The organism is Mycoplasma sp. 1890, assembly GCF_053851615.1.
Genome location: NZ_JBSQAZ010000001.1, coordinates 111,923 through 137,741 on the forward strand (window position 1 = coordinate 111,923; position 25,819 = coordinate 137,741).

Consider the following 25,819-nt stretch of genomic DNA (forward strand, 5'->3'; position numbering starts at 1 on the left):
TTTCACCTTTTTTTTACTTTCCTAAACAAAATTTATTAAACATATTATCCAATAGAGATTCGTTATCATGCTCTTTGTTTAAAATTTCTCTAAGTAGTGACCATGCTTTATTAATATCGAGTATTACAATCTCAGGGCCGAAACCTTTATCCATGCTTAAAATCGCATTATTTAATTCAATATAGCATTGCTTTAACAAACCTAATCTTCTAGTATTATAAATTAATTCCCTGTCATTATAATCAAGATTTAAATAGTTTTTTACCAAACTATTCTTTAACTCTCAAATATTTTTATTTTTTGCTGATGTTAATATATAATCAGATGAAACTTTATCATTTAATAAATCACTTTTATTCAATACTGGAATATATATTTTTCCTTTTGACATTTCTTTTATTAATTCATCTTCTTTGTTTTCTTTTTGACCTGGGTTAAATAAATGGACAATAATTTTTGCTTCTTTAATTGCATTTAATGAACGATCTATTCCGATTGATTCTATTTTATCTTGAGTTTTTCTAATTCCTGCAGTATCTATTATTTTAAAAGGAATTCCATTTATTTCATAATCGCCTTCAATAATATCTCTTGTTGTTCCTTCGATATCTGTAACAATTGCCTTTTCTTTATTTAATAATAAGTTTAAAATTGAGGATTTTCCGGTATTAGGTCTTCCGACGATAGCCACTTTTATTCCATTATAAACATCAGTTGCAAATTCTGATTTTTTTATTATTATTTCAATATATTGTTTTAAATTTGTTATTAACTTCAAAAGTTTTGTTTTATCCATTTGTTCAATATCATTATATTCTGAGTAGTCAATGTTTATTTCTATAATTGAAATAATATTAATTAGTTGCTCTTCTAATTTATTAATTAATTCATTATCTTTATCTTCAAATTGATTAATAGCAATTTCTGCTTGTATATTAGTTTTTGCATGTATAAGAGAATTTATAGCTTCTGCTTTTTCAAGACTAATTTTCCCATTTATGAATGCTCGCCTTGTAAACTCACCGCGAGTTGCTAATCTTGCTCCATTCGAAATTATTAAATTTAAAATTTTATTCGTAACAATTATCCCACCATGAGCATTTATTTCGATTGTATCTTCTCCTACATAGTTTTTATTACCGATAAAAAAACTAACTAATACTTCATCTATTTTTTTGTTGGTTATTGGGTCTATTATAAATCCATAAGTTATTGTTTTATCTTTCCCGATTTTTCCTGTATAAATTTTTTTAATTATACTTATTGCCTCAGGTCCTGATATTCTTATAATCGATATGGCTTGATTAATATTGCCAGAAGAAATAGCTGCTATAGTATCATTATAATAATTAATATTCATAGAATTTTAATTATATTAAAATTATTAGAAAATAATTTAAAATAAAAAAGAAAAATATATGTTTATTCTTTTGTTTAATTAATAATAAAGATAATAAATGTCGATAAGTTGAAAAAAATAAAAAAACCTTAATTTTAAAAGAAAAAAAGTTTTTTTAGTGTCAATTGTTTTGTTTTTTATTTGCTATTTAATAACATTTCTATTCTTTGTTACTTTATTGCTAAAAACAGAATTATTTTTTTAAAAAGCATTTTGTTAATTAATGCTATACTAATATAAGCAATGTGAAAAAAATGTAAATATTTTTTGTATGTTTTTTTAATAATAAGTATTATGCTATTTATCTTAAGTTTTTCAATTATGTTGCCAATAGTTATTAAACCTTTTTACTATTATCATTTATCTAATCTGGATTACAAAAATATCAAATTTAATAATGGTGAACTAAATTATGATCAACTTAAATTAGCATATAACGAACTTTTTGATTATTTAGTTTTATTTAAGAAATTTGGAACTGGGAAATTAGATTATTCATCTTTAGGGATGGCGCATTTCGCAGATGTGAAAAGACTGATTTTAATAGATTTTATTATTTTGGGTTTTTCTTTATTTACAATTCTTTTAGTTTTTTTAATATCAAAATTTACAAAAATAAGAATAAAAATTATTAAATCTTGTTTTATTGCTTCGACAATTTTACTAGGGGTGCTGATTATTGTTATAGGGTTGGTAATTAGTAATTATGATGTTGCTTTCCGTAAGTTTTATGAATTATTTTTTGCTGGTAAAACAAATTGAATATTTGAACCTTCAAAAGATGAAATTATTAAAATTTTACCTTCTACTTTTTTTAAGAACAGTGCTATTTTTATAGCATCAGTAATTATTTTTTGAATTTCTCTTTTTATTTTTTTACAATTAATTTTATTTTTAAAACGAAAAAGAAAACAATCCGTTTTGTTACATTAAAAAAACCTCCTTCTTGTATTTTAAAAAAGAAGGAGGTTTTAATTATCAAATTTTTACTCTTTTTTTCGGGCTTAGGAACATTTGGTCAGACTCTGATATTTTAAAAGTCTTATAAAAATCGTCAGAGTTTTGTACCTGAATGTTTGTTCTCAATATAGCAGGAGCATGAACATCGGAAGCTAATAGTAATTTTTGAAGTTCAGGTCTTTGTTTAGATCTTCAGGTGATAGCATAGTTTATGTAAAAATGTTTTGGGTTGTAATCTTTTTCGCTTTTTGCTGCTTCAAGGGCACATGATAACCCGCCTGCATCTGCGATGTTTTCAGATACTGTTAATCTTCCGTCGCATTTACCAACTTCTGTTTTTTTATTATCAAATAATTTAACCATTTTTTCAGCTCTTTTGTTAAATTCTTTTTTATCATCTTCGGTTCACCAATTTACCATATTACCTACTTCATCAAAGTTAGCCCCATTATTATCAAAGGCATGTGATATTTCATGAGCAATAACTGCCCCTATACCACCGTAGTTTGAAGAAGAGGATTGTTTTGAACTATAAAATGGAGATTGTAAAATGCCTGCTGGGAAAACTATTTTATTACTTGAAGGGTTATAATAAGCATTAATTATAGCTGGAGACATTGACCAAAGATCAATATCTTTCTTTTTACCATATTCAGCAAATTTCGCTTTTTGAACAGCCATTGTGAAATTAAGGGCATTTGTTATTAGATCATCATAGCCATTATACTTTTGAACAATAAATTCCTTATAAAAATCTTCAATAATTTCTGGGTAGCCTACATAAACGCCGATTTTAGAAAGTTTTAATATAGCCTTGTCTTTTGTTTGTTTTGATAGTCAGGTGTTTTCTTTTAGGCGGTCCTCGTATATTTTGACCATTTTATGAATCATTTGCTCGACATTCTTTTTGTTTTGAGGGCCAAAATATGTTTCACCGTAATATTTACCAAAAGGCATAGAAAAAACGTTATCAACAACAAATTTTACGGCTATTTTTTTCTTGCTAAAAGGTTTTCTTTGACCACTTAAAGCTCTTGAAAATTCCCCAGAAATGACTAAGCTTTCATAATCTAATAAGCGAGATAATTCAATTAATGATGAAATATATAGAAAAGCTTTATAAAGTTCAAAATTTTCTTTTGTTAATAATTTCGAATAATTGTCAACTAAATCTTTCGAAACGCAAATAACTTCACTAATGCCATCATTGATTAATGAATTTAAAATATTAGATAAATTTATTTCTTTTATTTTTTTATTGAAATCATCAACTTTTCTAGGGTGATAAATGTTAGTTATAATTGCTCATTCTTGCGCTGAAAGAATATATTTTGATGCCTCGTTATCTCATAGGAGAGCTTTGTTAACTAAATCATTTGCTCATTTTTCATCATTATTTACTTTTAACAGCATTTTTTTAACCATATTAACTCAAATTCTATAAAATGAGTTCTTTTTTTCTTCATCACTATAATAACTTTTTTCTGGAAGGATAACAGAAGGGGTCGAAACAAAAAGGGTTTGTTTTTCATGGTTTTTAAAATCTGTGTGTATAAAAAAAGGAATAGGAACTTCAAAATTTCTTAAGCATAAGCTAGTATAGTTATTTTCAATATCATTTCATGATTGATATGACTCTATTTCTTTTAGTATTGGAATAATAGGTTTTATTGAGTGTTTTTTTCTATCGTTTCAATTATTAACTAAATTATAAAATTTAACCATTTCTAGAAGAATTTTATTTTCAGTTATTTCAGATGAGTCGATTGATCATTTTGTTATAAGTTTAGTTTTTAATCTTGTTAAACTTTCATCTAATCTTTCAAACGTGCCGACTGAGGTTTTATTATCAGCAATTTTATGCTTATTTAATCATTCTCCATTAATTGCCTCAAAAAAATTTTCTTTAATTTTAGCTTTATTCATAATTTACCTTTCAAATTTAATGTTATTTTTTTCTTTCGCTTGAGTAAAACATTTTAATTTTCTTGTTAAATAAAACTTTTTTATAGTTTTTGAAATCTAAATTCTCAAAAACAATTGAGATTTTTAAATGCTCTGCCTTTTTGAGTATAAGACCAATATATAACATTGTTTCTGGGTTATTAAGCATTTTGGTAAGCGACTTATCAAATCATATAATTCCCACTCATTTACCAATTAGTGAAATAATATCATTATTGATTTCGGTTAATTTTATTCCTATAGCCGCCTTTGGATAGTTTTCTTTAATTTGTTCTATTTTTTTCTTAACTCTTAACATACTTTTTTTTGAATTAAGTGAAACTAATTGAACAAAGGAACGATCAATTTTAATAGAATTTTCAATACTTTTATTATCAATATAATTAAAAATAAAATCTTGTATATTTAAAACTTTTCCATGAATATCTTGTGATTTGATGTTTTCATATATTTGCATAAAAAAATTTTTATAAATGTCTAAGGAAGCTATGATATTTTCATCTTTTATATTTAAAATTTCAAATTTTCTTTTAACTAATAATAAATTGAGTTTAGTGTTTTCATCGCCAAAATTATTTATAGACACAGTTTTAAAATCAATATTATTGCTTTGTTTTATTTCGTCAAGTGTATATTCATATTTTTCTTTAAAAATTTTAAAATCTTTGTTATCTTCTATGTTATTTGGAATTCAATAATCAACCATAGGTGTAAGTGTTTTGATAAAGTCAAAGACCGTTTCATAATACAATTGATTTTTGTTGTTTAAAAGCTCATTGTTAAATGAAAAAAAGATAGAGTAAAGATTTTTGTAAAGAGTAGCAGTGTTTGCAAAGATTTTAGTTGCATAGTAAGAATGCCCGCTTTGAAATTTATCAGAGGGAAAGACGAAAAAGATCTTATTTCAATCAAGAAAAACCTTGACGCCTTTTATTTGATTATAAACGCAACTATCTTGGAAAAGTTTTATAAAGTTATTAATACTATTAATATTTTTTATGTTTAAAATGAAACCACATGCTATATATTTGCTGTTTGGCGAAAAAAGGTAAGAAATGTTGGTGTTTAAAGCTTCGAAAACTTCATTTTTAATAGTATCGTTTCTGTTTCAATTAACTGTCATAAAAGCTTTTTGATCATTTATAAAATTTATTTCAAAACTAACCTTTGTTTTGAATGTTGAATGCTTGTTATGTGTTGTTTCAAAACTAATAATCGTATTCTCTTTATTTTTTAAAGCACTTAAAAAAAGAAGTTTATATTTTTTTTCTAAAATCTCACATAAGTCATCTAATTTCCTTCATTTATTATTTAGAAGGTTTAATTTTTTTATAAATGTGGGTTCATTTGAAATGTTAGGAATACCATTCAGATGTTTAATTCTATTTTGTTTCAAATCGATTTCTAAACAGAGAAAACCACTTTCGTTTTTAATACTATTTTGTGTTCTTATTAAAAATAAAATAAATCAAAAAGAAAAAATGAATATTATGGAAGAGAATGCAATAATTCAGATTAGCAAATTAAATTAACTCCTTAGTCATTAAGGTCACCATCTCATTTTTTAATTGAGTGATGCGATTTTTCAAATTGTTTTGTGGTTTTTTGTTGTGGAAAGGTTACAGTAATTATTGAGTCAACCATATCAATAATTTCGCCGCGTCCATAGATTTTATGCATTATATAATCTCCGACAACTAAATGGCTGTTGTTTTGGTGATTTTCTTCAGCAATAGAAAAATCATTTGCAAGTGTTACAGAACCATTTTGTTCTTTTATACCTGCCTCTGATAAAAACCTGCTACGTTTAGTAAAACCAGATCTATTAATTGCAAATGAAAGGAAAAGCTTTTTCTTGGCTCTTGTAATTGCAACGTATGCAAGCCGTCTTTCTTCTTCAAGACCTTCAATATTTTCTTCATGTGTATTTGAATTAGTTAAAAATGTAAAATCTTTACTTGGTGAAATAGAAATTGCTCTTTTTAGAGGGAATAAACCTTCAGCAAGCCCACAAATAAAAACATAATCAAATTCTAATCCCTTAGCATTGTGCACTGTCATCAATGAAACAAAACTTGTTGCATCGTTTTCGACGTCTCTATCTGTTATTAGTGTAATTTCTTGTAGATATTCATCTATAGTACCGTGAGAATTGTTTTTTTCCCATAACTCAATAGCATTTATTAAACTTTGAAAATTTTCTTGTTTTGATTCATAATCTTCTTCGGAAATTTTAAATGTATCAAAATAGTTTATTTTTTTATACATAAACTCTTTGAGCGTGCTGCTTATTGAATTAGTTTTTAAGGCTGCTCTTGCTCACCGAATATCATTAATTAGTGAAGCTAATTTTTGAAGTGTAGTTGTTGAAATACTTAAAGTTTCTTGCAGCTCATCAATATGTGCTTCAATTGCATTGAATAATGTTGTACCTTTATTTCTTGCAAATTCAATTAACTTATCAACGGTTACCTCTCCAATTTTTCTTGAAGGTTTATTTATGATACGTAGAAGCATAATTTCACTACCATCATGAATAACTCTTAAGTATGCTAAAGCATCTTTAATTTCTTCACGTTGATAAAATTTGATTGAGCCAAAAAGCTTGTATATTGTACTTTCTCTAATCAAAGCTTCTTCAATTGCTCTTGAGTAGCTATTGGTTCTAAATAAAATAGCAATATTTTTTAATTGCACTCTCGAACGTTTTAATTCTGAAATTTTTCGTGCTATTCACCGGGCTTCAGCTTCTTCGCTATGGCCACAGTAAAATTCAACATCCTCTCCTTCTTCATTTTCTGTATATAAGTTTTTTTCTAGTCTTAATTTATTTTTAATGATTAATTTATTTGCGTAATAAAGAATTTTTTTAGTTGATCGATAATTTTCTTCAAGTTTAATTGTGATAGCATCTGGATAATCCTTGTGAAAATTAATAATTATATTGATATCAGCATTTCTTCAACTATAGATTGTTTGGTCGGGATCTCCTACAATTGTTAATTTATTTGTTGAACAAAGTTTTTGTAGTATTTTGTATTGAATAATGCTTGTGTCTTGAAATTCATCAATTAATAAATAGTCATATCGTTTAGCCCATTTGTTGGCTATATGCTCATATTTTGGGTCATAAAAAAGTTTGTAAACAAAGACTAGTAAGTCGTCAAAATCAAGTGCTTTTGATCGTTGCAATCTTTCTTGATAATGCTTGTAAATCAATTCCTTTGTTTCGATAGCTTTTCTTTCTTGAAGAGATAAAGATGTATCAATATTTTCGTTTTCAATATTTAAAAATTCAAATAATGAATTCTTTTTGTTTTGAATGAATGAAATGATTGAACTATAACTGAATTCATTATTAGATATTTCCAATTCATTATAGACTGATTTAAGGATTGCTTTTTGGTCTATTTCGTCAATAATTTGGAAATCGTTTTCATAACCTAGCAAATGAATTTCATATCTTAATATTTTTGCACAAATAGCATGGAAAGTACTTATGACAGGAAGTTGTTCAGGATTATTCACCATTGTGATAACGCGCTGTTTCATTTCATTAGCTGCTTTGTTTGAAAAAGTTAGAGCTAAAACGCGTGAAGGTTTTATTCCCAATTCATCAATTAAATATGATATTTTATATGTTAAAACTCTTGTTTTTCCTGAACCTGCACCAGCAATTATACGAAGTGGTCCGCCATTGTATTCTACTGCTTCTCGTTGTTGTTTATTTAGTTTTTCTAGTTCTATCATCTTCACCCCTTATAATTAAATATACTTTATAATTATAACCTAATTAAACCTATTAATATTTAGTAATAAAAAATAGCCTTAATTTTTGGCTATTTTGTGATATTGATTTTAGGAAGTTCACGTTTTTTTGGTTTAATTTTAAACATTAAATTTTCATCTTCAATAATATCTTCATATCTATTTTTTCAAACGGTTTTTGTTCGCGATAATTTATCATTTCAACTTAGTCTTGTTGATGAAATACCAGAAATAATTAGCAGTATTTGAAGATTTATAGAAATCGTAGCTAGTGCTGTTGGTAATATAACAACAAGCTTTTCAACATTATTTAATTTTCCACCGCGAGCAGCTTTTAAAAATGCATCAGTAGACATTAACATGAAACTCATAAAAACAAAAATTCATAAGAATGCAAATAGTCTTTGCCGATCAAAAATAAATTTGGAAGTTCTTCTTTTTTCTTCATCGGAAAGAATTTTGATTTTACATATTAACATTCCAATTGTTTGGCCTTTTAGTATTGTTGGAATAACAATGTATTCAAATATACATAAAAAAATCATCAATAATAACCAAAGGCGAAAGTATATTTCTTTTAGTGTGGTACTTTGTGTGCGAAATTCAGCTTTTTTGTAATTGAATATTATAAAAGAAGTCGCTACAATTAAAACTATGAAAATAAGAAGATCAATTAATGTAGCTAATAATCTTATTCAAAAATTAGCCTTAACATTTTGCTTTATGGTCATATAAATTTTTTAATAATGTGGTCTCATTTTTTACTAAAACCAGACGTTAAATCATAAAGTTTTTGAATATTAAATTCTTTAAAAAAGTGATTTATTTGGAGTTGCTCTACTCAAAAAGGTCTTAGTATTGAAATTTCTTGAATAAGAGAGTTTTTAATGCTAATTAGTGTTTTTTCATCTAATGGATTCTTATTATGTTTTAATGAGCCGACAATTGCAGCAATATAATAGCAATAATTTAGACATTTAGCCAATTCAAGAGCATTTTTAGTTTCAATATCTATTGTATTAAAGGAATTGAATATATTATTTCAATTGCGAGTCAAGGATTTAGGGTTAAAAATTAATGGATTATCATTATTATTAATGATTCATGTGTCTTCGAAAAAAGCATATGTTTTTGAATAAAGAAGGCTTTGAAAAATAGGATTGGGCGAATATTCTAGATTGAGATCCTTTGTTTTAGGTAAGAAAAAAACTTTCTTTAAAATATTTGTCTTAACAATTGAATTGAACATAAAAGGGCTAGTTAATATAAAAGGTAGTTTATTGGTTTCTAAATTGACTAAACCTAGCATTGATAAGTGGGCTGACTTAAATAATAATTTGTTTATTACTTGGTTATATCCGGGAACTTGTATGAAATCTGCTTTTTTGGGCAAAGATTTAATAAAATTATCAAATCTTTGAATAAACTCATTTTTTAAATTGGCATATGAGTAAAGAATGAACGTATAAGGGGTTTCAATAAGATCTAAAGCTTGTTTTATTACAACATCGAAATGTTGATGGCCCGAATTAAAAATAATTTTTAATCTTTCGCCTAGCTTTGATTGTAGTTTATCAATTTCTATATAATCCTTTTCTTTCGGTCTATCAAAGGTCAAAATGATATTAAAATTTTGTGATTTTTGTTTATAGATATTGTAAAAAATTTCATTTAGAGGTATTTTTACGTTGTAAATAGGAATAATTATAGTTAGATTTTTTTTCATTAATATCCTTGTTACATTTTAATTTGTCCAGCAACTCTTGGGAAGGGGATGACATCCTTAATGTTAGCAATACCTGTCACATACATCACTAGTCTTTCAAAACCAATGCCAAAACCACTTGATGGTGCATATCCAAATCTACGCAAGTCTATGTATCATTGTAAGGGTTCTTGTGAAATTTTTAAGTCATGCATTCTTTGAACAAGTTTGCTATATCTTGATTCTCTTTGACTACCACCAATTAATTCCCCTATCCCTGGAACTAATAAATCAAAAGCTGCAACAGTTTTGTTGTCATCATTTTGGTACATATAAAAAGCTTTAATATCTTTTGGATAATTTGTAACAGCGACTGGCCCATTTACAATTTTTTCAGAAAGGAATTTTTCATGTTCTGAAGCTAGATCCATACCAAAAAAAATGTTTTTTTCTTCAAATTGGTCGCTAAAAGGTTTAAGTTTTTCAACCACATCTTTATAATCAATAACTGTTAGTTTGTTATCAAGAAATCTGTTTAATGTTTCCAGTAGATCAGGATTGTAAGATTGCAATACCTTCATTTCATCTAAATGTTTGCTTATGGTGTTTTTAATGACAGTTTTTAATAAATCATCTGCAAGGTTAATAATATCCTTTAATTCATAAAAAGCAACCTCAGGTTCAATCATTCAAAACTCAGCTAAATGGCGTGATGTGTGCGAATTTTCGGCTCGAAATGTAGGCCCAAAGGTATAAACCTTCTTAAAACTAGCCGCATATGCTTCAGCATGAAGCTGTCCCGTAACTCCTAGGAATGCTTTTTGCTTGAAAAAGTACTCTTTTGTTTCATCATCAACCAACAAAGTTTCGCCAGCTCCTTCACCATCATTTGAAGTGATAATCGGTGATGCCATGTAAAGAAATTCGTGTTCTTGAAAATATTTGTGGATTTCAAAAGAAAGAGTATTTCTTATTAACATTATACTTTTAAATAAGCTTGTTCTATTTCTTAAGTGAGGAATTTCTCTTAAAAAATCAAGTGAAGTTTCTTTTTTTTGTATAGGAAAATCGTTGTCAACTTGATTGATAACAATTAATGTTTCTAAAATAAGTTCAAGCGGTTGTTGGGCATCTGGTGTGAGGTGAATAATTCCTCTAGCAATTAATGAGGTTCCTAGTGAAATTTGCGCGACATTGAGTTTTTGAATCATTTCCCCTTTAACTACTATTTGTAATGTTGCAACAGTACTCCCATCATTAACAGTTAAGAATCTAATTTTTTCATTTCCTCTATTAGAAACTAATCAACCTTTAACCTCAAACTTTTCATTTTCTCTTATTGTTTCAATGTTTTGTAATAACTTTTTAATTGTCATAACATTGCTCCTAACCAATTCTTTTAATCTAATTTATAATTTATAATTATACTTAAATTTTGTTACTATTTAATTTTTGATAACATTATTAAATGTTTAAATGTTTTTATTCTTAAATTTAAAAGAAAAAATAGGATTAACCTATTTATGATTTTGTTGCTTCGAAATAGTAGGCTGCAATCTTTGTTCGCAGGTTGTTTTCGATAATTGGATATGTGAATAAATGATAATTCTCATTTGTCGAGGGTTGCTTGAAAATAGATTTGGCAATTTCATCATTTCCAAAATACCATTCATCTAAAAATTTATATGTTAAAAGATCTGTTGGTGTATATGAAATATATTCAAAGTTTATTAGTTCGCCTAAGTCGCTTTTAGTAAAAACTTCTTCAAAACTATCTGAAAAAATATCTGTTCCCTTATCAGAATTATTTCTTATAATTCGTAAAAATTCAATATTATCCTCAGTAATTTCACTTTTAAAACTTCTTAAGAATTTTTTTCAATTTTCCAGATTGTTTCAATCAATACTTTTTAATTTTTGTGATTTTGAAAGAAGTTTGATAATTTCTTGTCTGCTATCACTGTTGAAAATTAACGTTAAAGTATCGATGGAACTATTTAGGTCTTCATTGGTCAGGAATTTTTTTAATGTTTCAAAGAAACGCTTTTCTAGTAATTTCAATCTTTTTTCAATGCTCTCGGCCGATCTGATAATAACGTTGTTGTTATTATATATCAAAGAGCTAATGCTATCTAAAAATTTGGAAGTGTCTTCATCACTTAGTTTATGGGATATAATTCAACCATCGACAAGGTAATAATTGTTTTTAGGGCGCACAAATCTAATTGTTCCTTCTTCAACTGAAGCAAAATTATCTTCTGAATAATAAGCGTCTAAGGCATCGCCATTATAAATAACTGATGAATCTGAGCGACCTTGTTTTGGTTCAATAAGGTAGTTAAGCAATTCTAATCCATCGCCACTTAGGTGATTATATGCTGTGTTTTTAATATCATAACCAGAAGAATTTTTGACAAATGCTACGAAAGAATCAATTGCTAGCTTGTAATTATTCTCGTTAAAGTCAAAGAGTTTTCCCTCTCCATTGAAGGTAAATAATTGTTTTCAATTTTTGTTGTCTCGCGATTTATAATTAATGGCCCCAATCATTAAGTTATCAACAAACGCATTAGTTCAACCAATGTGTTGATATTTATTTTCTTTTAGGGTATCAAAAATTTGATTTCAATCGAGTTGCATTGATTTGTTTTCTAATTCTTGAATTGAGGAATTGTTTAGTGTTAAATTAGGTCTACTATTTTTATTAACATTATATGCAACTCCTTTGTCTTGCGCATAATACGGTATAAAGAAGTCATAAAAATGTTCTCATTGGGTGCTAGTATTACTTTTTCAAAGTTTTTTATTTTTGTCTAAAATAAAACCTTTTGAATCTAATTCGCGTTTAGGTAGGTTTACTAGCTTATTGTATATTAGATTATCAAAGTTTTCAAGGTGTTTTCTAACATTTTCTGTGTAAAAAAACTTTCTAACATTTCAGTCATTGGCATCACTTTTTCCGTATAATCTAGCAAAATCAACTTTTCTGACTTTTTTTTCTATAATGAGTTGTGCTGTTTGAAAATCACTTCCAACACCAGCAATCGCTTTGTCTTGGGTTAATGCTTGGGTAAATTCGTTGATTTCCTTGAATTCTTTATAGTTGTAGTCTTTTTTTAGTTTTTCTTTTATAGAAGGCGCTAAATAAGATTCGTAATTATAAATACTTGGTCGGTACTTATTTGAAAGTTTAATTGAGATTGCAAAAATAAAAATTATGGTTATAACAAAAAAGGAAAGTATAAATATTAAGACCTTAAAAATTCTTTTGTTCAATTTATAAGACCTCCTTATAAAAATCCTTTTGTGCTTGTTTTTTACTTAAAACTAGGGATTTTTTAGCTAATTTATTTTGTGTTCCTTTAAAAATAATATATAGTGTATTTATAAATATTACTATTAGAAGCGATATTGCACCAATAGCCAGCGATCATGCCTGAAATTGACCTTCATACAATTGTGTTCCTAACGTTTCTGTATTAGAAACAATTCTTGTAATAATAAAATCATCAAATGACAAAGTCATAGTCATAACAAATGTAAAAATTATAGATCCTAGCATATAAATAAAATATGTTTTAAATCATGTTCTAAATTTTGAATATCCTAAATCCTGACTTGCTTCAAAAATATTTTTGGAAAATTTATCGCTTTTAGGTAGCATTATTAAAATTCCGTATGGAAGACACATAACAGTATGTCCAATAATAGATCTAAAAAAACCTTCACTCGTTGCTTTTAGGGTTCCAAAAAATAAGAAGTTTAGAACAATAGCAAGTGTCAATCCTGTAATAACATCAGGATTTATCATAGGCACATTTGAGGTTGCTTGCACAAAAGATCTTGCCCCTTTATTCTTGTGTCTTCATAGAGCGAAAACAGTTAGTAAGGAGATACTAATAACAAGGACAGAAGTTGCGATCCCAAGAAGAAATGAGTTAACAAATGCTAGACTATGTGATTTAGAAAACAGTTCCTTGTATGCATCAAAAGAAGTTCTATTTCAAGTTGTTACTGAAAAAATTCCTTTATCTGAAGGTGAATTAAAACTGTAAATCGTTCCAAAAATTATTGGTATATAAAGAAAAGCAAGAATCACAAAAACATATGAATATTTTAAAAAGTTTTTAAATTTAGTCATAATTTCCTCCTTGTCTTTTTTTTCTAATTAAGAATGGTATTCCATAAATGATTGCATATATTGATAATAGGACTGCAAGAGTGATAATAACTAATGTTGAAGAATTTGCTAAATCAAACGGGTTGGCTGTGTTGGCAAACTGGTTTATTAGGTTACCAATTAGTTGTTTTTGACTGCCATTTGGTAGGAGTTTGTCTGAAATAATAATAGAGGTTGCAGATATCATTAAAACAATTCCGAAACCACTTAATATTGCTTTGGATGTGTAAGGAATTATAACTTTAAAAACTGTTTTAAATTTTGAATACCCTAAATCCTCCGAGGCTTCCAAAATGTTATTTGGCATATCTTTAATAACCTGGTACAATGGTAGAACCATGAATGGTAGATAAAGATAAACCATACCAAAAACAATAAAGAAATTGTTATTTAACTGATTTTCATCGAAAATTGCCGAGAATAAACCTCTAACTGCTAAAGCTTTTGATATTGTAAAAATAGCTAAGGGGCTAAGAATTAGAGTTAAACCCAATATTTTAATAATCTTATATTTAGATCTTGAAACAATATATGCATACGGGAAACCGATTATTAGCGATACAGTTGCAGCAAATAATCCAGTCAGCAGAGACCTTCCTATTATTACCCATGTTGAAGGTTTTAGAGCAATTTCTCAATTTTCTAGTTTTGTTTGTCCTTCTAACGGTTTAAATGCATAAATGCATACAAACACCATAGGTAGGATAATAAATAAAACTGCAAAAACAACATATGGAACTATAAATGTAAATTGCAATTTTGACATCGGTGAAGAAAGTTTTTTGATTTTTTTTACATTTCTTGTACTAGACTTCATTTGTTTGACCTAATTCATTTTCTAATAATTCAAGTTTTTTATCTTTCTTCATTAGGTGGATAGCATCAATATCCCAATCTAAAAATACCTCTTTGCCGACAGCGTATTTTGAAGAAGTTTCTACATAAATAATTTTATCCTTACATTGAACCTCATAATTATAGTAGCTGCCTCCGTAGGTTGATTTTATAATTTCTCCCGTTAGCTTAGCTTTTGATTTTACTCTTGTTATAATAATATCTTCTGGTCTTATTAGGGCATCCAAACTTTCCCCGGGCTCAAATTCATCATGAATAGTGTCGAAAGTCCTTGACATAAATTTTACCTTGTTTGCTTTTATGAAAGTAGCGTTAAAAAAGTTTGAATCTCCAATAAAGTTTGCTACTCATTTATTAACTGGAAAATCATAAAGTTCCTTCGGAGTGGTAAATTGTTCTACTTTTCCATCACGAATAACAGCAATTCTATCGCTCAGTTGCAGTGCTTCATTTCGGTCATGAGTTACAAAAATAAAAGTAAGTTTCAGCTTTTGTTGAATGTCCCTTAAAAGAGTTTGCATTTTTTCTCTTATTTTAGCATCAAGAGCACTTAATGGTTCGTCTAATAAGAGAATTTCAGGTTCAATAACTAGTGATCTTGCGAGCGCTACTCTTTGTTTCATACCACCTGATAAAAAGTTAACGTTTTTCTTTTCGTTGCCACTTAAGCCAACGAGATCCATAATTTGTTTAACTTCTTTGTCCATTTCTTCATTAGTAATTTTTCTAGTTAGGTATCTTTTTTCAAATGCCTCAGTTTTTAAGTCAACATAGTTTTCCCAATATGAATATTTAAAATCCATATCATCAATTCATTGCTGGTATTTTTGTTTCTTTCTTTTTGAAAGCGATGAATTATTATTTAATTCTCTTTCATATAATTCGAATTCTTTGTCGAGATTTTTCATTTTTTGATCGGCAAATTTTCTTCATTTTCTTCTTTGCAGTGTTAATTTATTATGAAATGATTTTGGAAGATTTTCTTTGTTAATTCTTTTAAGTCTTAGACCATATTTAATATTGTTTTCAACATTTAAGTGTGGAAATAGGGCATAGTCTTGGAATATAGTAGAAACATCCCTTTTATGTGGGGAAAGATCCTTAATATCTTTGCCATGAAGTTTAACTTCTCCACGAGTAACCCATTCAAAACCACCAATAATTCTTAAAATAGTAGTTTTGCCAGATCCAGAAGGTCCCAAAAGAGTAATAAATTCACCTTTTTCGATACTAAGATTGACATTGTCTAAAACTAGTTTGTCTTCAAACTCTTTAACAACATCAACAAGTTCAATGATTGCTGAGTTTGTCTTTTTAACTTTCTTTTTTTCCATAATTATTCCTTTCACCATTATGATTTGGTTATTTGATAATAGTAATCAATCATTTTTGTTCTCAATTCAGGATTGAGCGGCTGATATGGTCTAAAATTTATGTCTTTGTTTTCTTTTATATCAAAAATAGAAATTGCTTTTTGATCTTGATTTTTATTGCTATCAATGAAATAAGTTTCTAATAAAAAGAACTTTATAGTCTTAAAACTAGGTGTGTAATTTATTACATCAAAGTTTGCAACATTTTGTAAATTTTCGTTTGAAAAGGCATTTCTAAAAAATCTATAGTATTTTTTATAAAATGATAAATCAATGTCTTTTAATGATTTGGCAATTTTATTTTTATCTTTTTTGTTAAAAAGATTTTTTTCTATTTCTTCTTCTGAAATCCCACTATTTTTAATTTCTTTATAAACATTATTTATGTATTTATTATATATTTGTTGGTAGTTTAAACTAACATCCCCAAAAACAAGGTTTTTTAGTGTTTCTAGAAGAGCATCTGATTCTTTATCATCTGTGTCTTGTGAAATGATTCATGCATCAATATTTTTATATGTATTTTTAGGCCGAACAAACGATATATTATTACTTTGATTTAAATTTGCAAAGTTATCCTTTCCATAATAAGCATCAAGTGCATCGCCATTATACATTATTGCAACATCAGCTTTTCCATGTGCTGGCTCAATTATGCCCGATACAATTTCCTGTCCATCAGTTATAAGTTTATTTCTTTTTGTGTCTTTTATATTATTGCCAGTTGAAACATTGACAAATTTCGCAAAGTGATCAATAATATTTTTGTAGTTCTCTTTGTTTAAATCTTTTCATTTTCCGAATGAGTTTTTTTGGCTTCCATTGTCAATTAGATTTTTATAAAATTGACCAATCATGGCATTGTCAAGAAATCAATCAGTTCAGTAAAATTTTGGATTTTTATATTTTTTTGATAATGAATTTATTAGATCGAATCAATTTTTTCCGTCTTTAATATCACTAAAATCAGCATTTTCCTTAATATTATTTCTTGTAGATTTTGAAATTTCTGAATTTTCAGGATTATAGGCTATACCTTTGTCAAGAGTAAAATAAGGAATTAAAAATTCATAAAAATGGTCCATACCTTCTTTATTATCTGCTTCAAAGCCAATAACTTCCTTATCTTTATAATAAAGAAAAGGTTTAAAGTTTAACTTGTCAATTTTATTATTTGGATTAATTCTCTTTATTTCCTCTATTATTCAACTATCAAAAAAATCAAATTGTTTTTTTACGTCATTAGTATAAAGATTTAATATGATCTCTTTTTTATTTTTTGCATCATAATTAACATCAAAAACTTTTTTAAAATTAATCTTTTTTAATTTGTTTTCAACGACAAGTTGAGCTATTTGATAATCAGAATTTACCCCTGCTACAGCTTTTTTATTTTTTATTGCTCTTGTAAATTCATCAAGATTCTTAAATGTATGATATGAATAGTTTTTTTTGATCTTGTTAATAGTATTTTTATTAAGGTATGATTCATAGTTATAAATACTTATTTTATAAGGGTTGCTTATTTTTAAAAAAAGTATAATAATAAAAACTACAAAAATAATGCTGATTAAAATAAAGAGGAGTGAAAGCTTTAATTTATGAGTTATTTGAATTTTCATTTTAATATCCAGCTTTCTTAATTTTTTCCTCTTTATCCACTCAATCCTCATCAACTTTAACTCTTAAAAACAAATTAATAGGATGTTTTAAAACACTGGCGATTTTTTCTCTTGAAGACATTGAAATTGTTTTTATTTTTTGTGCCCCTTTACCAATTACAATACCTTTTTGTGATTCGCTTTTTACATAAATAGTAGCTGAAATTGTATACGGAATTGTTTCGCTATCATTTTCTTTAAATTCATCAATTAGCACAGCGATTGAATGCGGCACTTCATGATATAAATTTTTAATTGCATATTCTCTAATAATTTCTTTAGCTATAAATCTAAGAGAGACATCACTTAATTGATCTTCCTCAAAAGGCAAATCATCTTCATAAGAATATTTTTTAATTTCATCAATTAAATCAATATAGGATTGCTTATAATCTTTGCCAATACCCAAAACGGTATTAATTCCTAAACTTTTTAATTCATGAGCTTTTTCATCTAATTTTATTTTGTTATCAATTAAATCAATTTTAGTTATTATTGCTATTATTTCTCTATCTGTAGTTTCTTTAATTTTGTTAATAATAAATTTATCGCCTTTTCCTATTTCTTCATTAGCTGGCGTTAAAAATAAGACAATATCAACAGCTTTCATTGTTTCATAACTTTTTTGATTTAGCTTTTCTGATAATAAGAATTCTGCCTTATGGACTCCAGGGGTATCAATAAAAATTATTTGGACTTCATCATCATTGTATATACCTTTAATATTATCTCTTGTTGTTTGGGCAACATTGGAAACTATTGCCAACTCAAAATCTAAAATGTTATTTATTAGCGTACTTTTTCCTACATTTGGTCTTCCTACTAAACCAACATAACAAATTTTTTTCATTTATAAACCTCATAAAAATTTTATTAACATCTAGTGATGTTTAAACGTTTCATAATGTTTTCTACATGTGTATTCATAACTAAAGTTTCTGCTTCTGTTTGGTGGTCAAAACCAAAAAGGTGTGCAACTCCATGGGCAAAAATATAGCAATATTCTCTTTTTAAACTATGATTAAATTTTTTTGCTTGTTTTTTAATTTTTCATGGCGAAATAATTATTTGACCAAGCTCTAAATTTTCGAGAAAATCTAACTCATTAGCTGCTTCTAGTGGGAAGCTTAAAATATCAGTTGTATAGTTTTTGTTTCTATGCAAATTATTAAGTTTTTTCATTTTGAATCTATTAACAAAAAGAAGGTCAACAGACAAATCTTTTGTACTATTAAACTCTGCCTTTGCTTCATTGAGTATATTGCAAAAATCTTTCTCAAATTTAAACGTGCTAAAACTGTTATTTTTAATGGTTAATTTATTCATAAAAATAATTATAAATTAACACAAAAAAAATGAAAAAAATTGAATTTTATTTTTTTAGAAAAATAGTTGGGGAATTTTTTAGTAAAAATCTTTTATTATGGCTTGTTTCAATAATAATGCAATTTTCTTGTTTTTTACATATTAATCTAGATATAAGTTCAAACATTTGCTGTGATAAAAATTCAAAACTTTCATCTAGCAAAACCAATTGATATTTTTTTATTAATAGAGGCAATAATTTTATAATTTGTTTTTGCCCCATAGAAAACTTATTTGAGTTTAAAAGTAGATTAGAAAATATATTTATATTTAGCGAATTTATAACACTGATGAAATCTGTATCTTTTAATATTTTTTCTTTTTCCTTATTATTAACATCTGAAAATAAATATGTATATAAATCAATGTTTGGCATATTAAATTCATTACCTGAAAAATAAATTTTTTCCTTAAATCAAGACTTATTTATCTCTTTGATTTCAATATTATTAAAAATAATTGACCCTTTGTAATTTAAATAAAAACCACTTAATAATTTAAACAAAGTACTTTTTCCGGAACCGTTTGGTCCTTGCAATTTCGCACCTTTATCAATAATAAAATTTAAATCATTAATTATATTGCGACGTTCAAATCCAAAGCAAAGCCCTTTGAATTTAATTGTTTTTAAATCTATTATATTATTAATAGAATTTCTTAATTTTGATTGTGGAATATTGATTATAAAATTTAATCTAGTTGAACCATTCCTAAAGATTTTTCATCCCATAAAAAATTCTTGAAGATTATTGCTTGGTTCAGAAATAATTGTTTGTATTTGCAAAATAAAAAATAATTGGCCTAGGTCAGATGTTTTTTGTAATAAAAAAAAGCAATAAATTATTATTGTTGTCATCAAATTTAAAAACCTTAAAATTAAATTTTTTATTGAACTTAATTTATTGATATTAAGATCAACATTTCTATAACTTTTTATATTGTTTAAAAAACTTTGTTTTTCAAGATTTTCTCACAGCATTAGTCCATAAGAATCTTCATTTTTTACTATAAACGAAAGTTTATTTATTTCTTCAACGCTTTTTTGTGTTAGCTTTTTTGATAAAAGGCTAATTTTATTGTTTATAAAATAGCTAACCAAGGTCTTGATTATATTAACAAGTATTACTATTAATATGAATTTTATTTTTATAAAAAATAATAAAGGTATAACTAAGATAATAGAAAATAAAAAGGAAGAGATAAAAGAAATCATAAACGATAAAAAACCGGCTATTGATTCAATTGATAGATATCTTAAGAGAATTTCATTCTTACTAATTTTTAAAATTTGTTTGTATTCCGCTCCTTCAACGCTATTTATAAATCGTTCTTTTATTGTTGTTGATATTAAATTTTTTAATTTTGTTAATAAAAAATTATTTAATAAGGAAACAACAAGCAAAACCATTGAAATTCAAAAGAAAAACATTATTGTTTTTTGTCCTTCTGATATTTTTATTTGTTGAATACTTGCAAATATATTTTTATTAATAAATGAAAGTAAAAAATTTAAAAAGATAGTAATGAAACTAAATAGGACGCCAATGACTAATGACTTTAAATTAAGTTTAAACTTAAAAGAAAAAAACTTTTCATAAATATTTTTTTGATTACATTCTTGCTGTTTTTTAACTATTATAATTGGACCAGCAAATTGTTTTTTAAATTGCTTAATCTCTATTTTTCTTTTTCCTTTTGTTGAATCTAAAGTAAATACAAAATTATCACTTATGTTTTCAATAATTACATAATGTAGAAAATTATCTATCTTTGAAATGGCAATTAATGGAAAAGAGGTTTTGAGTTTTAATATTTCTTCTCATTCAATTTTAAATGCTTCTGTATGGAGGCCAATTTTACTAGCCAACAAACAAAGATTGGTAATATTAATTCCATCCTCAGAATAGGTTGATTCATATTTTAAAAAATTTATATCAACTCATTTTTTTCAATAAAATTTGTGTAATGATTGCAATACATAAAGTCCACAATCTTTAATATCTTCTTGGAACCGAATTTTCATATATTCAATTGTTTCATTATTTAATTTTAACTATGTCTAAATAAAGAAAAAAAAGAGAAATTCTAATTACTTAACAACATTAAAATTTTAAATTTTAGTAAAATTAATAATTATGAAAAAATCTAAAATTAAAAGAAAAATATTAATTTTTTCTTTATTAGGATCATTGGGCGCGGTCTTAGCTCCCTCTGTTTTATCAGCAGCTTGCACGTTTGATTTACCGGTTATATCAATTGTTGATGATCCAAATTTTGTTAGCATAAATGAAAAAGGAGAAAAAATAATTAAAAAACGTAGTGCTAGTTCATTTTACGAATTAAATTCAAAACGTTTATTTAATCCAATTAGCCAGTTTGATGATAAATATAGGCTATTCACAAATGATAGGAAATTAAATAATACACATGATACATCTCATGTTTATAAGATTAAACCTGATTTTCAGTTTTTAAAATTTGCTAATTTATCCGGTCAATATGATTATCGCCTTTTTTCATTTAGATATGATGAATTAGTCGCAAACATTCCTGGCGCTGCTATTCCCAAATATTCTCAATATAAACATAACCCTAAGGCAGTTTTTATTATGTTATATTGAATTAGAAAAAATGTTGAAGCAGCACCTAATTTTATTAATGATGTTATTAGTCCATCAAAATCTCGATTTCCAGAATCTCGCCCTGAAATCGAAGAAGCACCATGAGCTTTTGTTAGAAATACTTCACCTTCGTTAAAAGGTTTTTGACAAGATGTTACTGAACCATTAGTTTTACTTTTTGAAGAGGAATAATTATGAAAACAATAAGAACAAGATACGCCCCAAGTCCAACAGGCTATTTACATATTGGCGGTGCTAGAACCGCTCTATTTAATTATTTATTTGCAAAACATTTTAATGGAACTTTTATTTTTAGATTAGAAGATACTGATGTTGCTAGAAATGTCGAGGGTGGGGAAGAGAGTCAGCTTGAAAATCTTGCTTGACTGGGTATAATACCAGATGAAAGCCCGCTAAAACCTAATAAAAAATACGGCAACTATCGACAATCTGAAAAATTAGCAATTTATAGAGACATTGCTAATAAGTTAATTGCCAAAGGTTTCGCGTATAAGGCATATGATAATTCGCAGGAATTAGAGCAACAGCATAAAGAACAAGAAGAAGCTAAAATTGCTTCGTTTAGATATGACCCTAATTGATTGAAAATTTCTGATGAAGAAAAGAAACGCAGGGATGAGAATAATGAATATTCAATAAGGCTAAGATTGAAAAAAAATACTATTTATGGATGAAGCGATTTAGTTAGAGGTTGAATAGAAGTTAATAGCGATGATATTGGTGATTTTGTTATTATTAAGAGCGATGGTTATCCGACATACAACTTTGCTGTTGTCGTTGATGATCACCAAATGGAAATTAGCCATGTTCTAAGAGGCGAAGAGCATATAACAAATACGCCTAAGCAATTAGCAATATATGAGTCTTTAAATTGAACCCCTCCTGTATTCGGACATTTAACCATTATTACTAATATGGAAGGTAAAAAACTTTCAAAAAGAGATAAAACTTTGAAGCAATTTATTGAAGATTACAAGAATGAGGGATATAACAGCCATGCAATTTTTAACTTTTTATCTTTATTAGGTTGAACTTCAAAAGATAGCCAGGAAATAATGAGTCATGAAGAATTAATTGAAAAATTTGATCCAGAAAGGTTATCTAAATCACCTTCTAAATTTGATATAGTTAAGATGGATTGATTTTCAAAACAATATATGAAAAAAGTGGAAAACCAAGAAATTATAAAATTAATTAATTCACCATTTTCTGACGAATGAAACAATTTATTTGTTGAAACTTACAAGCAATCAGCGTCAACAATCGATGAGATCAAAAATAATTTAAAAATATATACCAAGCCAAAAGATAATACTACATTGGTGATATCTAATATAGATGTTGTAAAAACATTTAGTAAATTATTGCATCAAAATGATTTTGATATTCAAAACATTCAAATGTGTATTGAACACACAAAGCAGGAATTAAATGTAAAAGGTAAGGATTTATTTATGCCTATTAGAATTGCTGCAACATATGAGGAGCATGGACCAGAATTAGCTAAGGCTATCTATCTTTTTGGCAAAGACATTGTATTTGAAAGACTAAAAAAATGAAGCTAAAATATATCTTAATTTCAGAACAAGAAGGCGAAATATTAAGCAAAGTGGAGACTGATTTTGTCGATTTTAAAGAAAGTAATAGCACTGAATTTACACATATTGAATTTACTGATGAAAAAGTTATGGACTGTATTTTAGATATTAAAAATGATGAAGTAAGAATCTCATATGCCGGTCAATATTTAGAAATGAAGCAGAATGAATTTGTGCCCAATAAACTTATTGTTTCATTTGATCCAAAGAATAAGACAAATAACATTCAGCAAATTCATATTGATATATATTTAATTGAAACAAGAATATCTAATAAAGAAATATCATTTATGTATGACATTTTACAATCAAAAAAAATTCTTGTAAGAAACACTGTTAAACTAGTATTTGAATAAACAAAAATCTAATCGATAATTCCGATTAGATTTTTGTTTTTTTAATTTTTTGCCTAAATTAATTTTCAAAGAAAAAACATTTTTAAAATATTGAAAACTTGCTAAAATAATATTTATTATTTAGAATTTTATATAAGGCCCAGTATATGCAAAAAAAAGAAATTAAACCATTTGTAAAATGAGTCGGAGGGAAAGGCCAACTTATAGATGAAATTAAAAAACGAATGCCCAAATATTTCAACGATTATTATGAACCTTTCGTTGGCGGTGGCGCGGTTTTGTTTTATCTTAAACCGCAAAAGGCCCACATAAATGATATTAATAGAGTTCTTATTAATGCATATAATATGATAAAAAATAAACCACAACAAATGATAGAAATTCTTAATGTATTAGATCAAAAGGAATGCAAAAAAGAAGAATATTATGAGTTAAGGACCAAATTTAATAATAAATTAAAATTAAATGAGTATGATCTAGAATTAGCTGCATTATTTATTTTTTTAAATAAAAGATGTTTCAATGGACTATATAGAGTAAATTCAAATGGTTTTTTTAATGTTCCATTTAATAATAAAATTAAATGTGATTCCTATAATAGGGATAATATTTTAGAGATTTCACAATACCTTAAGAATGTGGAAATTGAAAACCTTGATTTTGAAGAGAGTTTAAAAAAAGCTAACAAAGGGGATTTTGTATTTATCGATAGTCCTTATGTACCATTAAATCCAACTTCCTTCGAATCCTACACAAAGGAAAAATTTGGTGAAGATTGTCATATTAGACTTGCTAAGGTGTTTAGAATTTTAGATAAAAAAGGATGTTTCCTAATGTTAACTAACCACGACACAGATTTAATTAGAGATTTATATTCTAAATTTAATATTAAGGTTGTTAATGTAAAACGAAATATAAATAGCAACGGTAATAAAAGAGTCGGCAAAGAAGTGATTATAACTAATTATTAAATCATTAAAATTTGTTTAGAGCTTTGCTGTGGAAAGAGGATGAAAAATATAATGAACGTAAAAAATGAACTATTAGAAATTTTTATTGATAGATTACTAGTTACTAATCGAGGATATGACTTTTTTGTGGATTGAGAAAATATTAGTGAAATTGAGAAATATGCAGTTGAATTGCATGCAATGGATTCATTAATTAAAAGCCATAATTTTAAGGAAAGATTTTTTGATTTACTAGATAAAGTCCCTTCTATAATTACTACATTTCCGCTACTTATTGCAGTTAGTAAAATAGAAAGGGAAAAGTTAAAAAAAGGAAAAACAAGTTTATTAATAAATAATTATTTAAAAAACAAAATTGAAAGCTTTTCTTTTTGCATTAAAGAAAATAATGAAAAAATAAGTGATGTGGAAAAAGAACAATATTATAGTTTTTTTGTAAATACTGGTTTAAAAAAACTATTTGACAATTTTATTGAAAAAAGTTGCAACGATTATATTGTGGGCGTTTTAGTTGGTCTAGATTCTAACGGCAGAAAAAATAGAAGTGGTAGCTCTTTTGAAAAAATTTGTGAGAGGTTAGTTGCTTCAGTTTGCAAGAATTATGGTATTACGCTTTTATTACAAAAACAATTTAATGTATTAAAAGAATACGGTTTTAATATAGGTGATGATATTGCTAATCGAAGGGCTGATTTTATATTAGTCAAGGATAAAAAAGCTTTGAATATTGAAACAAATTATTTTTATGGTCCTGGTTCAAAACCCGAGGAAATTATTGATAGCTATATTAATAGGCAAAAAGATTTAAATATTAATAATATTGATTTTATATTAATTACTGACGGCAACTGTTGGAAAGATGAAAATAAGAGTCAATTAAATAAAGCTTTTAGATATATTAAACTAATAAATTATAAGATGGCAAGTGAGGGCTATTTAATTGATATGATTAAGAAAATTTTTGAATTGGATTAATTATTATAAAAACTTTTAAAATAAAAACCAAACATAAAAGCTATGA

General features: G+C 26.6%; 21 protein-coding genes. 6 read left to right on the forward strand and 15 right to left on the reverse strand.

Going from position 1 to position 25,819, the window contains the following annotated elements; translation table 4 throughout:
* Positions 1 to 13: 13 nt before the first annotated feature.
* Positions 14 to 1,360, reverse strand: a complete 1,347-nt coding sequence (gene mnmE / locus ACWXVO_RS00405; protein WP_444704892.1) for a tRNA uridine-5-carboxymethylaminomethyl(34) synthesis GTPase MnmE — start codon at positions 1,358 to 1,360, stop codon at positions 14 to 16.
* Between the two features lie 282 nt (positions 1,361 to 1,642).
* Between mnmE and ACWXVO_RS00410 the strand changes: the two genes are divergently transcribed.
* The gene (locus ACWXVO_RS00410; RefSeq protein WP_456001786.1) at positions 1,643 to 2,332 is read left to right on the forward strand and encodes a TIGR01906 family membrane protein; all 690 of its coding nucleotides are present in this window, start codon (positions 1,643 to 1,645) and stop codon (positions 2,330 to 2,332) included.
* Between the two features lie 42 nt (positions 2,333 to 2,374).
* On the opposite strand, the gene ACWXVO_RS00415 is transcribed toward ACWXVO_RS00410, so the two are convergent.
* The 14 genes from ACWXVO_RS00415 to ACWXVO_RS00480 all read right to left on the reverse strand — a co-directional run bounded on the left by ACWXVO_RS00415 (position 2,375) and on the right by ACWXVO_RS00480 (position 21,254).
* On the reverse strand, positions 2,375 to 4,285 hold the full coding sequence (locus ACWXVO_RS00415) for a M13 family metallopeptidase (RefSeq protein ID WP_456001789.1): 1,911 nt from the start codon (positions 4,283 to 4,285) through the stop codon (positions 2,375 to 2,377).
* A 22-nt stretch (positions 4,286 to 4,307) separates the two neighbouring features.
* Positions 4,308 to 5,846, reverse strand: coding sequence for an MHO_4530 family protein (locus ACWXVO_RS00420; RefSeq protein ID WP_456001792.1), 1,539 nt, complete (start codon positions 5,844 to 5,846; stop codon positions 4,308 to 4,310).
* Positions 5,847 to 5,860: 14 nt separating this feature from the next.
* Entirely contained in the window at positions 5,861 to 8,074 is a 2,214-nt protein-coding gene (locus ACWXVO_RS00425) for an ATP-dependent helicase (protein ID WP_456001795.1), read from the reverse strand.
* A gap of 89 nt (positions 8,075 to 8,163) precedes the next feature.
* Entirely contained in the window at positions 8,164 to 8,823 is a 660-nt protein-coding gene (locus ACWXVO_RS00430) for an RDD family protein (RefSeq protein WP_444704887.1), read from the reverse strand.
* On the reverse strand, positions 8,814 to 9,818 hold the full coding sequence (locus ACWXVO_RS00435; RefSeq protein WP_456001798.1) for a hypothetical protein: 1,005 nt from the start codon (positions 9,816 to 9,818) through the stop codon (positions 8,814 to 8,816). Before ACWXVO_RS00435 ends, ACWXVO_RS00430 begins: the two co-directional genes overlap by 10 nt.
* Before the next feature lie 11 nt (positions 9,819 to 9,829).
* Positions 9,830 to 11,173: an asparagine--tRNA ligase gene (asnS, locus tag ACWXVO_RS00440; protein WP_438340488.1), complete on the reverse strand. Its 1,344-nt coding sequence runs from the start codon at positions 11,171 to 11,173 to the stop codon at positions 9,830 to 9,832.
* Positions 11,174 to 11,318: 145 nt separating this feature from the next.
* Positions 11,319 to 13,073 carry a hypothetical protein gene (locus ACWXVO_RS00445; protein ID WP_456001801.1) on the reverse strand — a complete coding sequence of 585 codons (1,755 nt, stop codon included), beginning with the start codon at positions 13,071 to 13,073 and terminating at the stop codon, positions 11,319 to 11,321.
* Position 13,074: 1 nt separating this feature from the next.
* Positions 13,075 to 13,938, reverse strand: coding sequence for an ABC transporter permease subunit (locus ACWXVO_RS00450; RefSeq protein WP_438340486.1), 864 nt, complete (start codon positions 13,936 to 13,938; stop codon positions 13,075 to 13,077).
* The gene (locus ACWXVO_RS00455; RefSeq protein WP_444704883.1) at positions 13,931 to 14,794 is read right to left on the reverse strand and encodes an ABC transporter permease; all 864 of its coding nucleotides are present in this window, start codon (positions 14,792 to 14,794) and stop codon (positions 13,931 to 13,933) included. Before ACWXVO_RS00455 ends, ACWXVO_RS00450 begins: the two co-directional genes overlap by 8 nt.
* A complete protein-coding gene (locus ACWXVO_RS00460; protein ID WP_444704882.1) occupies positions 14,784 to 16,166 on the reverse strand; it encodes an ABC transporter ATP-binding protein in 1,383 nt (460 codons plus the stop codon). The genes ACWXVO_RS00455 and ACWXVO_RS00460 overlap by 11 nt, the downstream gene beginning before the upstream one ends.
* Positions 16,167 to 16,183: 17 nt before the next feature.
* Positions 16,184 to 17,827 carry a hypothetical protein gene (locus ACWXVO_RS00465; protein WP_456001804.1) on the reverse strand — a complete coding sequence of 548 codons (1,644 nt, stop codon included), beginning with the start codon at positions 17,825 to 17,827 and terminating at the stop codon, positions 16,184 to 16,186.
* A 1-nt stretch (position 17,828) separates the two neighbouring features.
* Entirely contained in the window at positions 17,829 to 18,716 is an 888-nt protein-coding gene (gene era / locus ACWXVO_RS00470) for a GTPase Era (RefSeq protein ID WP_456001807.1), read from the reverse strand.
* 23 nt (positions 18,717 to 18,739) lie between these two features.
* A complete protein-coding gene (ybeY, locus tag ACWXVO_RS00475) occupies positions 18,740 to 19,192 on the reverse strand; it encodes an rRNA maturation RNase YbeY (RefSeq protein ID WP_456001810.1) in 453 nt (150 codons plus the stop codon).
* A gap of 46 nt (positions 19,193 to 19,238) precedes the next feature.
* Positions 19,239 to 21,254 (reverse strand): Mbov_0121 family peptidase domain-containing ABC transporter, encoded by a 2,016-nt coding sequence (locus tag ACWXVO_RS00480; RefSeq protein ID WP_456001813.1) that lies wholly within the window; start codon positions 21,252 to 21,254, stop codon positions 19,239 to 19,241.
* 112 nt (positions 21,255 to 21,366) lie between these two features.
* Here ACWXVO_RS00480 and ACWXVO_RS00485 point away from each other — a divergent pair, with 112 nt between their 5' ends.
* From ACWXVO_RS00485 to ACWXVO_RS00505, 5 genes are all read left to right on the forward strand, one after another.
* Positions 21,367 to 22,044: a hypothetical protein gene (locus ACWXVO_RS00485; protein ID WP_456001816.1), complete on the forward strand. Its 678-nt coding sequence runs from the start codon at positions 21,367 to 21,369 to the stop codon at positions 22,042 to 22,044.
* A 2-nt stretch (positions 22,045 to 22,046) separates the two neighbouring features.
* Positions 22,047 to 23,438: a glutamate--tRNA ligase gene (gene gltX, locus ACWXVO_RS00490; RefSeq protein WP_455993746.1), complete on the forward strand. Its 1,392-nt coding sequence runs from the start codon at positions 22,047 to 22,049 to the stop codon at positions 23,436 to 23,438.
* A complete protein-coding gene (locus tag ACWXVO_RS00495) occupies positions 23,429 to 23,827 on the forward strand; it encodes a hypothetical protein (RefSeq protein ID WP_456001819.1) in 399 nt (132 codons plus the stop codon). The genes gltX and ACWXVO_RS00495 overlap by 10 nt, the downstream gene beginning before the upstream one ends.
* Before the next feature lie 146 nt (positions 23,828 to 23,973).
* A complete protein-coding gene (locus tag ACWXVO_RS00500; protein ID WP_444704876.1) occupies positions 23,974 to 24,798 on the forward strand; it encodes a DNA adenine methylase in 825 nt (274 codons plus the stop codon).
* A 51-nt stretch (positions 24,799 to 24,849) separates the two neighbouring features.
* Entirely contained in the window at positions 24,850 to 25,773 is a 924-nt protein-coding gene (locus ACWXVO_RS00505) for a DpnII family type II restriction endonuclease (RefSeq protein WP_455994471.1), read from the forward strand.
* The last annotated feature ends 46 nt before the right edge of the window (positions 25,774 to 25,819 follow it).